Source organism: Arthrobacter sp. P4_F10, from assembly GCF_056401435.1.
In genome coordinates, this window is record NZ_JBFUJJ010000001.1 from 433362 (window position 1) to 445747 (window position 12386).

Genomic DNA, 12386 nt, shown 5'->3' on the forward strand with positions numbered 1-12386 from the left:
CGGGATTGGTCCATGCACCAGTGGCGGAAGTGTCCGGCAGTCAGCAGATCAGGGGTTCAGCGAATCAGGCCGGCCTGATACATGGCGAGGAAGGTTTCGTTTCGTCTTTGGTCCAGGAGTTGGCCGTTGAAGCGGGTTGACTCCCTGTGCGCCAGTTTCCTGAACAGGACCGTATAGAGCTTGTTCATCATGGTTTTTACCTCCCCTCGGTGGCTGGATCGGTGCGTCTTGGCGGCGGGTACGGCGGTGCGATGGGTTGAAGCGGTGGTTGCGGTAGCCACGGGGCCCTTTCATTGGTGGGGGATTTGCAGACCGGTTCGGTGCGACTTAGTGGGGAATGGCCGGGTGAAACGGACGGCATATTTTGGGCACGGCAAATAAAGCCATAGGTGCGATGAATTCGAACAGCCGATTCCGGGCGCGACAATTAGGCGCGAAATTCTAGGGCTCTAAATTAAGCCGGAATTCCGGATACGGGGAATTTATTCGATGGAGAGTGGCCCCAGGACGCAGCAGCGCTGAAACCCCAACAAGAAGCTGGGTTCCGAACTATGGGGAGGCTGCGCAACCGCGTGGTTCCGCGTGTTCAGGCTGCTGTCACCAGGCGTTCCGTTGAGGAAGCCGGCTGCCGCCCGTCCCAGCTTGCATTACCTGGGACGGGAAAGCGGTCAGGAAACAGTCAGTCCGACATTTGGGCGCGGCTCAGCGAACGAGGCCGGGGTGGCGGTGGTGCAGTACATCCATCCGCTAGTCAAAGTAATCATCATTTCCCCAACCTCCTTTTCTGTCCTGCCGTGGCTCCGGCTGACTGGCCGGGCGACGTGCGCCGTGACCCCGGCAAGTCGCTCTGGGGTCAGAAATAAAAATACACTATGAATGCGGCAGTTGCCTACCGAATTCATAAACTTTCTTTGACTTTGTTTTAAAAACCGGTTTTAGAGTCCCCAGCGCACGATTGCCGGTGTCTTCTTATCCCATCCCAGCGTGCAGACTTTGGCCGTCCCCAACACGAAATGCCGGCCCTCGCGGGGGTCGAGTCCAAGCCACCGGGCGGTCAGGATGCGGGAGAAATGTCCGTGCGCGACGATCAGCACATTGTCCAGGCCCGATTCCAGTACCCGCGCCACGATCTTGTCCGCACGGGCGGCGACGTCGTCGAGCGCCTCACCGTTGGGCACGCCGTGCGTCCAGATCAGGTATTCCGGGTTGTCCTTGCGGATGAGGTCTGAGCTGATGCCCTCATAGTCGCCGTAGTCCCATTCCACCGCCAGCGGTTCCAGCTGGGCGTCGGGGTAGCCGGCGAGCTCGGCGGTCCGGCGGGCGCGGCGCAGGGGCGAGGTCAGCACGAGGTCGAAGTCGACAGTCTCGAGCACCCTGCGCGCCTCCACGGCCTGCTGCTCGCCTTCGACCGTGAGGGGCATGTCGGTGAGCCCGGTGTACTGCCCGCTCTTGGACCACTCTGTTTCGCCGTGCCGCAGGATCCACAGTTGGGGGCGGGGGCCGTTGGATGGTGCAGTCACTTAGGACTCCTCAGTGGTGGAAAGTTCGGCGCCGGCGGGCGCCGCCTCGGGCTGGGCCGCCCACCAGTCCCGCAAGCGGGATTCGGCGACGGCGGGATCGAGCGGACCGTGCTCCATGCGTTCTTCGAGCAGAAATTTGTAGGCGCGGCCCACCATGGGACCGGGCTTGAGACCGAGCAGGGCCATGATCTGGCCGCCGTCAAGGTCCGGGCGGACGGCGTCGAGGGATTCCTGCTCCCGCAGGGCCGCGATCCTGACCTCGAGGTCGTCGTAGGCGAAGGACAGCCTGTCCGCCTTGCGCTGGTTCCGGGTGGTGACGTCGGAGCGGGTGAGCCGGTGCAGACGCTCCAGGAGGGGCCCGGCGTCGGTGATGTAGCGGCGGACCGCGGAATCGCTCCAGCCGGCCTCACCGTAACCGTAGAAGCGCATGTGCAGCTCCACGAGCCTGGCCACGGCCTTGATGGTGTCGTTGTCGAAGCGGAGCGCCTTCATGCGTTTCGCGGTCAGCTTGGCGCCCACCATGTCGTGGTGGCGGAAGCTCACCGCACCGCCCGGTTCAAAGCGCCGCGTGGCCGGCTTGCCGACGTCGTGCATCAGCGCCGCGAACCGCAAAACAAAGTCCGGGCCGGGAACCGGGCCGTCCGCCTTCGATTCCAGGGCGGCGGCCTGTTCCAGGACCTGGAGCGAGTGCTGGTATACGTCCTTGTGGCGGTGGTGTTCATCGGATTCGAGTCGCAGGGCCGAGACTTCAGGCAGCACCAGGTCCGCGAGTCCGGTATCGACCAGCAGGTCCACGCCGGCCCGCGGCTGCGCGGCGCATATGAGCTTGATCAGTTCATCGCGCACACGTTCGGCCGAGATGATGCTGATCCGTTCCGCCATCCGGACCATCGCCTCGCGGACTTCGGCGTGCACCGACACCCCCAGTTGGGCCGCGAACCTCGCCGCGCGCATCATGCGCAGGGGGTCATCGGAGAAGGACGTTTCCGGCGGTCCCGGCGTGTTGAGGATCGAGGCGTGCAGGTCGCGGACGCCGCCGAAAGGATCGACGAGCTCCAGCATGGGCAGCCGCAGTGCCATGGCGTTGATCGTGAAGTCCCGCCGCAGCAGGTCATCCGTGAGGGATGTTCCGAAGGCCACTATCGGCTTGCGGGACTCCGGATCGTAGGCGTCGGCCCGGTACGTGGTGATTTCGATCTGGAACTCGCCCTTGCGCATCCCGATGGTGCCGAAGGCGCGCCCGATCTCCCAGTAGTTATCCGCCCACTTCTTGATCAGGGCAACGGTCTGGTCCGGCGTGGCGTCAGTGGTGAAGTCGAGGTCGGGCGAGATCCGGCCAAGAAACAGGTCACGGACGGGCCCGCCCACGAGGGACAGCTCGTGGCCGGCGTCGACGAAGCGCTGCCCGAGCTCCAGAACCACCGGATCCACCTGGAAAGAAACGGTGTGGGAGTCAGTCTTGTGATGTGCGTGCGCCATAGTTACTTAAGCTTGTCAGAAAACCGCGCCAGCACCACACCGGAACCCACGAGGATCCGGCCGGTTCGTCACGATTGCGTACGAACTGCTGCGGGCCGACTTTCCCGGCCGTCCACTTTAGGGCCATGTTTAGGTCATCAACAGCGGGCAAGAGTCGTTAGAGTGGACCTCATGGCCCATCCCGTACCGAGCGCTCCCGGCAGGAGGACAAACGCACCGTTGCCGTCGGCAATAGGTGCCAATGTCGCGCCTGTCCAGCACACGGGCCACGCTTCCCTGCCCACCGTGGAGGAAATCTCCGCCGGGGGCGTCGTGGTGGACATGTCCGACTCCGACCTGCGGGTAGCGATCATCGCGCGCCTCAACCGCGGCGGCCGTCTAGAGTGGTGCCTGCCGAAAGGGCACCCGGAAGGCAAGGAAAGCAACGAGGAAGCTGCCGTCCGCGAGATCGCCGAGGAAACCGGGATCGAAGGCCGGATCCTGGCACCGCTGGGAAGCATCGACTACTGGTTCACCGTTAGCGGGCACCGCGTCCATAAGACCGTGCACCACTACTTGTTGCGGGCCACGGGCGGAGAACTCACCATCGAGAACGATCCGGACAAGGAAGCAGTCGACGTCGCGTGGGTTCCTATCCAGGAGCTGGCCCGCAAGCTGTCCTTCCCGAATGAGCGCCGCATCGCGGATCTGGCCAAGGAAGTCCTCCCGGAAGACCGCTAAGGGCCGCAGGAGCGGCCGGTCCCGGCCACCGATAGCGACTAATGCCCCGCACGGGTGAGACGATGAAGACGATGTCATCTGCCAAACCCGCCCCCGTACCCTCCGGCCCCGCCGATTCCAAAGCTGTCCAGTCCGGTGAAGCCCGTTCCAGCGCCATCATGGCCGCCGGAACCCTCGTTTCGCGTTTCCTGGGCTTCGCCAAGACTTGGATGCTGGCGGCCGCCCTGGGCTTGGGCTCCTCCGTCAATGACACGTTCATCAACGCCAACAACCTCCCCAACCTGATCTTCCTGCTGGTGGCGGGCGGGGTGTTCAATGCTGTTCTGGTACCGCAGATCATCAAGGCCAGCAAGGCGCCGGACAAGGGTGCGGATTACATCAGCCGGCTGCTGACGCTGGCGGTCCTGGTACTGCTGGTGCTCACACTGCTGGTCACGCTGCTGGCGCCTACGGTCATTCAACTGACCACCCAGGGCTACTCGCCGCAACAGAAGGCCCTCGCGGTGTCGTTCGCGTTCTGGTGCCTTCCGCAGATTTTCTTCTACGGCCTGTACGCCCTGCTGACCCAGGTCCTGAACGCCCACGGGGCCTTCGGGCCCGCGATGTGGGCGCCGATCGTCAACAACGTCGTGGCGATCGCCGGGCTGGGCATGTTCATCGCCATCATGGGCGCCAATGCCGCCAATCCCCACACGATCGACAACTGGGGGTCCGCCCAGACCATTCTCGTGGCCGGGTTCTCCACGATCGGCGTCGTCGCCCAGACTGCCGTCCTGCTCATTCCCGTGTTTAGGCTCCGGCTGGGGCTGCGGCCGCGCTTCGGCTGGCGCGGCGTCGGGCTGGGCCATGCCGCAAAGCTGAGCGTCTGGACCCTGGCGACGGCCGCCGTGGGGCAGCTGGCATTCCTTTACGTCATGCGCATCGCCACGATCCCGGGCGCGGAACGGGCGCGCCTCCAACAAGCGGGGGACCCCGCGGCGGCCACCATTCCGGGCAACGCAGTGCTGGAGGTGGCCAGCCAGCTGTACCTGCTCCCGCACTCCATCATTGCCCTGTCCCTGGCCACCGTGCTGTTCAACCGGATGACCCGGGCATCGCAGGACGGCGACCGGGCCGGGCTGCGCAGCGCGCTCTCCCACGGGCTGCGGACCATGGCCGTGGCCACCGTCTTCGGCGCGCTGGCGCTCTTCGCGCTGGCCGGGCCGCTGGGCATGTTCTTCTCCGGCAACGTGCGCCAGGACGGCGTCATGCTGGCCCAGACCCTCACCATCCTGGCCCTCAGCACCCCGTTCATGAGCGCCAACTTCATGATGTCGAGGGTGTTCTACGCCAACGAGGACGCCCGGACGCCGTTCTTCATCCAGCTGGTCCTGGCGCTGGTCAACGTGGCGGCCGCGTTCGCGATCCAGTTCCTGCCGTTCGACCAGATCATCTTCGCCATCGCCATCCTCTACACCGGCGGCAATATCCTCTCCGTGATCGTCAGCGCGATCTTCCTGCGCCGGCTCCTGGGCCACCTGGACGGACCCCGCATCGCAAGCTCCTACATCCGTATGGGCTACGCGGCCCTGGGTTCGGCTCTGGCCGGAGCCGTGGCGCTGTGGATGCTGGGCAGCTACAACCCGGACGGCTACGCCTGGAGCGACCGGATCGCCGCTCTGGTGACGATCGTCGTCGTCGGTCCCGTCATGCTGGCCGCCTACTTCGTGCTGCTGAAGCTCTTCCGGGTGACCGAGCTGCAGGATCTCCTGCAGCCGCTGCTGGGGCGGCTCCGGCGCCGCGCCCCCGAGCCGCAGGCAAGTGGCGCACCGGAGGTGCGAAGGGCGCCGGAGCGGGCCACCACCTCGGTGGATACAGGCCTGATTCCGCGAATTTCCGGCGGGTTCGACGCCGAGTCGTTCCGAGCAGGCCCCGACATCCGGGAAGAGGACTCGTTCCCTTACGGGCGTCCGTCCGGTCCGGAGGGCGGATATCTGCCGGCCGAGGACCTCCCCAGCACCGCGCAGGGCGGTCTGGGCCGGGGCGATGTTCCCTTGCCGGGCCGGCGGACCTACCAGGGCCCGGCCGGTCACAACCCCTATTTCCCGTTTAGTCGGAAAAAGAAAAAATGAGCCGGCCCCGTTTCGAACCGCCGTGCTCACGCGGCCCGGACAGAGCATCGGCTAGGATCGAAGACTAACAAGGGAAGTTGCGGACCAGCGGTCAACCGGCTTACCGGAGGGCACACGGTCGCTCTCAGAGTGACCACGTCGGCAGGTCCCGGACAGTCTAGGAGGAGCCCGTGTCCCACCCGATCGATGTCGGATCAGTACTCGGTGGCCGCTACAAGGTCACTGCCACCGTACTGACCTCACATGACCAGGATCTGGTGCTGGACGGTGTGGACCAGGTGCTCAACCGTCCCGTGAGTATCCTTGTCGCCGGCCCGGGCAACGCCGATCAGGTGGCCCAGAGTGCCCGTGAAGTGGCCACGGGCGAACGTCCCGGCAGTGTGCAGATCCTTGACCTCGGCGTCAGCGATTCCACCACGTATCTGATCACCAACCACACCTCGGCCGCGGACCTTCTGGATCTTGTGGTGTCGTCCCACCCGCCGTACGTGGAACCTTTCTTCACGGACACCCTGGGCAGCGAAATCTTTGGGCAGGCCCGCTCCCACGAACCCGAAACCTACGACGGACTCTACGACGACGAGGAAGTCGACGCCGGGTACATCAACTATGGGCAGACCCAGGCCGCAGCCGGACACCCGCCGGTTTCCCCCGCGGCACCTCCCGCCGGAGTACCGTCCCGGCCGACGTCGGCGCCCGCCGCCGCGACTGGCGCTGCTGCGGCAGCCGGGGCTGCAGCAGCAGCCGCCAGGGCCCCCAAAGCCCCCACAACCGCACCGCAAGAGACCGCGGCACATACGACGGCGCCGCAGCCCGCCCAGGGCGGCACGGCGTCCCGCCAGACCGACCCGGCAGCGCAGCAGCCGGCAACCGCCGCTGCACCTAAAGTTTCCTTGTGGTCCGACGACGACTACACCGGCGATGACCAGCGTGGTGCCGAGCACCACGGCGGCGCCGCAGCGGCCGCCGGACTGGCCGGAGCCGGTTTCGACACTGCGGATCGGGCTCCGGGCAACTTCCCCGCCTCCGCCCGTGCCGCCATCGACGAGGATGAGTACGAGTACGAAGACGAGCCCAGCCGGGAACCGCGCTCCATGCGCTGGCTGGTGGGCGGGCTCCTGGCTGCCGTATTGGTGGTGGGCCTCATCTTCGCGGTCACCAACCTTGGCAGCCTCTTTAAGAGCAGCCCGCAGACCACCGCCGCACCGTCCGCGTCGTCCAGCACGCCGGAACAGTCCACGGGGCAACCGTCGTCGACCGCCAGCGAGGCACCGGCCGCCGGGCCGCCCGTCATCGAGGACGTGACGCGAGTCGGCAACTTCGATTTCGCCGGAAATTACGACACCGACCTCGCCAAGACGTTTGACGGGAACGGCGCGAGCTTCTGGTCCGACATGGAATTCGCCACGGAGGACTGGGGCGGACTTGCCTCCGAGGTCCCGCTCGTCGTCAAGCTGAAGGACCCCTCCAAAGTCTCTTCCGTCACCCTGAGCCAGCTCGGCGCCTCGGGCGGCAGCATCAGCGTCTTCACCAATGACAGCCCGTCCCTGGACGGCGCGAAGCAGATTGGCAGCAACAGCTTTACGTCGCCGGACCTCACGATGCCTCTGTCCGAACCTGTTACGGCGCAATACGTGATCGTGTCCATCAAGACGCTTCCCAAGCTGGCCGCTCCCAAGACCCGCTACGGGTACGGCCTGCGCCTTGCCGAGATCAAGGTACAGTAGCGGACCCTGGGCAGTAGCGGACCCTGGGCAGTAGCCGACCCTTGGCAATAAGGGGCCCTGGGCGGTAAGGGGCCCTGTGTAGTTGCGGCCCTGTAATCCGGGGCCGCCTCCGGCCCCGGCCGCGGCAAACCGGTACCCTGAGTAATGGTGTTGCTTCGTGACGCCCATTTCGGCCGGAATATTCAATGCCCGGCAATAGTTGTGCCATGTGGCCGGCCATCGAGGCGGGCGCTCGACAAAGGAAGAGGTTCACCGTTCAGTGAGCAACGCAGAAAACACTGCCTCCGAAGTACGTGATGTCATCATCGTCGGCTCCGGCCCGGCGGGCTACACCGCAGCGGTGTACACGGCGCGCGCGAACTTGAAGCCGCTGCTCCTGGCAGGCTCGGTCACGGCCGGCGGCGAACTGATGAACACCACGGACGTAGAGAACTACCCTGGGTTCCCGGACGGCATCATGGGCCCGGACCTCATGGAGAACTTCGAGAAGCAGGCCGCGCGCTTCGGCACGGAGATCCAGTTCGAAGACGTCACCGAGATGGACCTCGACGGCGACGTCAAGACCGTCACCATCGGCACAGGGGAGACCTTCAAGGCCCGGTCCATCATTCTTTCCACCGGCTCGGCCTACCGTGAGCTCGGCCTGCCGAACGAGAAGCGGCTTTCAGGCCACGGTGTCAGCTGGTGTGCAACCTGCGACGGTTTCTTCTTCAAGGATCAGGACATCGCAGTAATCGGCGGCGGCGACTCCGCCATGGAGGAGGCCCTGTTCCTCACCAAGTTCGCCAAGTCCGTCACCGTTGTGCACCGCCGCGATACTCTCCGCGCTTCAAAGATCATGGCCGACCGCGCCTTGGCCCACGAGAAGATCAACTTCGTGTGGAACAGCGGCGTGGAGGACGTTTTGGGTCAGGACAAAGTCACCGGATTGCGGTTGAAGAACCTGCTTGACGGCGCGGAATCCGAACTGGCCGTGACCGGAGTGTTCGTTGCAATCGGCAATGATCCTCGCACCGATCTGGTCAAGGGCAAGCTCGAACTGACCGCAGAGGGAACCATCGCGGTGGACGGCCGCACGTCAAAGACCAGCGTCCAGGGTGTTTTCGCCGCCGGCGACGTGATCGATCCGACATACCGCCAGGCGATCACCGCGTCCGGTTCCGGTTGTGTGGCCGCCCTCGACGTAGAGCACTACCTCGCAGATTTCCACGCCTAAACGGCGCGCAGCAACCAACGGAAGAGAGACAAAGGTTATGAGCAACGCAAAAGACGTAACGGACGCCAGCTTCAGCACTGATGTACTGGCCTCCGACAAGCCGGTCATCGTCGATTTCTGGGCCGAATGGTGCGGCCCCTGCCGCAAGCTGGGACCGATTCTTGACGAGATTTCGGTCGAATACAGCGAGAAGGTTGATGTGGTCAAGGTGAATGTTGACGACAACCCGGCCATCGCAGCCGAGTACGGCATCACCTCCATCCCGGCCGTCTACCTGTTCCAGGGCGGCGAGGTCAAGAGCACCGTTATCGGTGCCCGGCCCAAGCAGTTCTTTGAGAAGGAATTTGCGGACGTCCTGTCCTAGGCACACTAAAAGTGGCCCCCGCCTTCTGGCGGGGGCCACTTTTTTTGTTGTGGTCCAGGGTTCACAGAGGGGGAGGGGGGACTGACAGAGGGTGGTAGGGGCTGCCCGGGTCACGGCGACGTCTTTCGAACTGATAAGGCAAGTTTCAGGGGTTGCCCGCTGATGCAATTTTCTCTCGGCTGGCCACTCTCGCTGTATTTCTCGATTCCCGCCCCGGAAGGGACGCTTCCGCCTGCTGTCGGGGGCGCTCCAATGCGCGAAAAGTACTGTAGCGACGGTTTACCGGTGCACCGGTTGTCGCGTTCACATAATGCCCATGTTTCACGTGAAACATGAGGATCAGAACGCTCATGCGCGCTTCTGCGGTCCATGCCAGCCGTTCTGCGGCCACGAGAAGTTTCCGGGAAACCGGCTTCCCTCTTGCCGCTGCGGCTATGGTACTAGTCGTGGCTAACCGCAGCCTTCACTGTCGCCGGACATTTATGGTGACTTGGTGACCCGAGGGGTCGCTAGCGCGCCGCACCCGGCCGGTTTCACGTGAAACATTGAATCCGGGTGGGGGTTCCAGATCGCCGGGCTTTAGGCGAAGTGGTGCTGGCGGGATGCGATGCCCTATTGCGCAACTCACACAGTCAGCGCCTTGAATGGCCTATGAGTGGCAGGTTGGGGCGTCATCAAAGGGTCCTGACTGCATTCCGCGCGGGCATTTTGACTGAATCCCGCCCTGCACAGCAACGGGTCAAAGTTTGGACGCTGGGGAGGCTATTCCGCCACTGCCAGGATACGTGATTTTCCCCCGCGGCTCCTCCACAGAACCGAGAGCCAAGCTAGTGGCGAAAGCAGTCTGGTAGGCGCTGACGTGCCGACCCCTGAAATTCACGAGAGCAGCCGTTCCAATCCCTGGCGTCATCTAGCTCTACGTTTGGTTCCCGGTCATTCTTGGCGGCCGCCAATCACACGCAGGCCTCGGACCCGTCCACCTGAGCGCTGCCCAAGCGTGGAATCGGGCGAATAGGCCGCCGTCAAGGTGTTTCACGTGAAACCGAACCTACGCTGGGCATCGACGACGGCCGAAAAATGGCGATCCGACAGTGGACTCTCGGATATTCCTTTGGATACGACGCTGACTTCCCCTTTACCGTTCACCAGGGGGCCCAACAGTGACGTATAAGTGTTGCCCCTCCCGGCCTGCGTCGTCATCCATAGCGTCCTTGAGCACCGACCGCGGCGAGGCAGCAACGACACAGGCGGAGGGGCGCCGCGGCATAGGGCCTAGCCTGTCACTCCCTGCAGTATCGTTCGGCTGACTGCGGGCCCAATTCCGTCCATGTCCCACGCTCCATCTCAATCCCCACGTAGGCCCCAACGGGACCTGGCCCAGCTCCAGCATCGCCAGGTTTCACGTGAAACATGGCAACGGATTGCGCGCTATCCGAGGGGATGCCGTCACCAGGGCCATATGGTTCCCGACGGGGGATGGAGCCCCTTCCAGCTCCCACCAGCCGCGCGGCCAATCGGCAGGTCTGATTTGGAAAGCGTAACCGGGCAGGCTCCCGTCATCGGCTGAGTTGGATAGACTCCATCACTCCCCGGCATGGCAGCCGAACGGCAACTGTCCGAGAGTGTCCGCGCCTGCTCGACAGGCGGAGGGCGTGCTGCTGGGGCCGGCCCACACGGTCAATCGCGGTTCGACTGCACGCGGTCCGGCGGGGGAGAAGGCCAACAGGATCTCCAAGGCACACTGATATCTCGACGGCTCATGTTGTCTGATTTATGGCACGCGCCGAACCCCGGCGGTCGAATTCCGGGTTGGGTCGTCAGTAGGCCACGGCAAGAGGTCTCCACGTTCAGTCCACGGCAGGCGCTTAGAGGACAACTTAACGACCTATCGGAGGCAAGGGACGGGGCCCGCTGCCCCTGGCGGTGGCTGGCCACCCCGAGTACGGCGACGATATTTCTCCCCGTGCGGGCTCCGCAATCGGCTCCCGCTCTTGGCGGATCCCGTGAGCCGGCCTTTGAAGACTCCGGCTTATTCGCCGTCTTGCCCCAGCCACTGATCCATTCGTCCCGGCGGTCCAGCAACGGGCAGGCTCAGACATTGGTCCGTACGTCGCCGCCTCGTCTAAGTCACTTTGCAGTCTCCGGTCCGTTCGTCGCAGCTCGTCCAACGCCTGCTGAACCGGGCTGCCCATCTCCGGTCAGGCTCCATCGAGAGCTCCCCTCAAGCCCTTGGCGACGCTCCAACTACCCGGGCTAGTGGCAACCCGCACCACCTTGTCTGCTGAAGAGGGACCGGTGATGCAGTGGTTCTGATCCCGCCGATTGTCCGCAGACTATTCACGCGGGGGACCGGTGGAATGCGCTTTCTCCCGAACCGCAGGTTCGTGTCCGTGCGCTACTAGTCGTATTGTTGTGGCGGTCGGCAGGTAGCCAACGTCCCCTTCGCTTCCGGATCTCCTGGAGCTACCGACTGTAGTCACTGCCGCCTCCCGCGGAAGGAGATCCTCGATCCCTCCGAGTCCTTGAGCATTTCGACACTGCTCTGACGACACCGCCTTGATGACCCACTGTCACAATATCCGCCATCTAAGCGGCTGTCCGTGTCGACAAATAGAGGTCAAAAGCACTCCCGATTCATGCGCGCCCAGCACGTGCACTTGCCCGCAGGAACCGTCGCGTCCGCGATATCCACCGCGTTCTCCACAGAAGTTATTCACATAGTTATCCACAGGCCCTGAGAGATTATTCACACCCACGTACTGACGCTCCGAGAAGCGTCGCTAGGTTCTCAGGCCATGACCTGTTGACCGGCTACTCGCGGTGCGCTGGTTCTGCCGCGAAGAATCATTCAAGCCCTGGAGACCCGGACGGAAAAAGAAGCCACGTACCCTGAAAAATTAACCCTAGAGCGGAGATTTAATACATCTTCACCAATGCTTCCGGCCCCGTTCCCGCCGTGGGTGATCATGTTTCACGTGAAACGGATCACGAGCATCCATCAAAGCATCACGGCATACGGTACGACCGCAGCTGGTGTCCCATTCAGCCGCTCCCACGGAGCTTCAGTCCGAAACTAATCCACAAAGTTATCCACAGCAATATCCACTGCTCTATCCACCGTTCTATCCACCGGGCACTGGCCGGAACCAGTAGCCATGGACGGCTCCGAGAGCGCTCCTCCTGACACCGTTCAGCTGCCGCACCGCAGCGCCTGAAAGGGGTGTCCCTCACCTCGCAGGGAACCAATGC

The 12386-nt window shown here is 63.8% G+C and carries 8 protein-coding genes; 5 read left to right on the forward strand and 3 right to left on the reverse strand.

The annotated features are described in order from the left end of the window. Positions 1-56 precede the first annotated feature (56 nt). The 3 genes from AC1DR1_RS02025 to AC1DR1_RS02035 form a co-directional block, all read right to left on the reverse strand. The gene (locus AC1DR1_RS02025) at positions 57-281 is read right to left on the reverse strand and encodes a hypothetical protein (protein WP_229993530.1); all 225 of its coding nucleotides are present in this window, start codon (positions 279-281) and stop codon (positions 57-59) included. A gap of 654 nt (positions 282-935) precedes the next feature. Continuing rightward, positions 936-1520, reverse strand: a complete 585-nt coding sequence (locus AC1DR1_RS02030) for a histidine phosphatase family protein (RefSeq protein WP_091560715.1) — start codon at positions 1518-1520, stop codon at positions 936-938. Beyond that, positions 1521-2999, reverse strand: a complete 1479-nt coding sequence (locus AC1DR1_RS02035; RefSeq protein WP_476992114.1) for a CCA tRNA nucleotidyltransferase — start codon at positions 2997-2999, stop codon at positions 1521-1523. Between the two features lie 171 nt (positions 3000-3170). Between AC1DR1_RS02035 and AC1DR1_RS02040 the strand changes: the two genes are divergently transcribed. From AC1DR1_RS02040 to trxA, 5 genes are all read left to right on the forward strand, one after another. Continuing rightward, a complete protein-coding gene (locus AC1DR1_RS02040) occupies positions 3171-3719 on the forward strand; it encodes an NUDIX hydrolase (RefSeq protein ID WP_229993528.1) in 549 nt (182 codons plus the stop codon). A gap of 62 nt (positions 3720-3781) precedes the next feature. Next, positions 3782-5830 (forward strand): murein biosynthesis integral membrane protein MurJ, encoded by a 2049-nt coding sequence (gene murJ, locus AC1DR1_RS02045; RefSeq protein WP_229993527.1) that lies wholly within the window; start codon positions 3782-3784, stop codon positions 5828-5830. A gap of 170 nt (positions 5831-6000) precedes the next feature. Beyond that, the gene (locus AC1DR1_RS02050; protein WP_476992115.1) at positions 6001-7557 is read left to right on the forward strand and encodes an ABC transporter substrate-binding protein; all 1557 of its coding nucleotides are present in this window, start codon (positions 6001-6003) and stop codon (positions 7555-7557) included. Positions 7558-7816: 259 nt separating this feature from the next. After that, positions 7817-8773 carry a thioredoxin-disulfide reductase gene (gene trxB / locus AC1DR1_RS02055; protein ID WP_229993525.1) on the forward strand — a complete coding sequence of 319 codons (957 nt, stop codon included), beginning with the start codon at positions 7817-7819 and terminating at the stop codon, positions 8771-8773. A 37-nt stretch (positions 8774-8810) separates the two neighbouring features. After that, a complete protein-coding gene (gene trxA / locus AC1DR1_RS02060; RefSeq protein ID WP_091248528.1) occupies positions 8811-9137 on the forward strand; it encodes a thioredoxin in 327 nt (108 codons plus the stop codon). Positions 9138-12386 lie beyond the last annotated feature (3249 nt).

Excerpts from the sequence above, each read along its gene's own strand:
- trxA (WP_091248528.1), top strand. The coding sequence starts at position 8,811 with ATGAGCAACGCAAAAGACGTAACGGACGCCAGCTTCAGCACTGATGTA.
- murJ (WP_229993527.1), top strand. The coding sequence starts at position 3,782 with ATGAAGACGATGTCATCTGCCAAACCCGCCCCCGTACCCTCCGGCCCC.
- AC1DR1_RS02035 (WP_476992114.1), bottom strand. The coding sequence starts at position 2,999 with ATGGCGCACGCACATCACAAGACTGACTCCCACACCGTTTCTTTCCAG.
- AC1DR1_RS02040 (WP_229993528.1), top strand. The coding sequence starts at position 3,171 with ATGGCCCATCCCGTACCGAGCGCTCCCGGCAGGAGGACAAACGCACCG.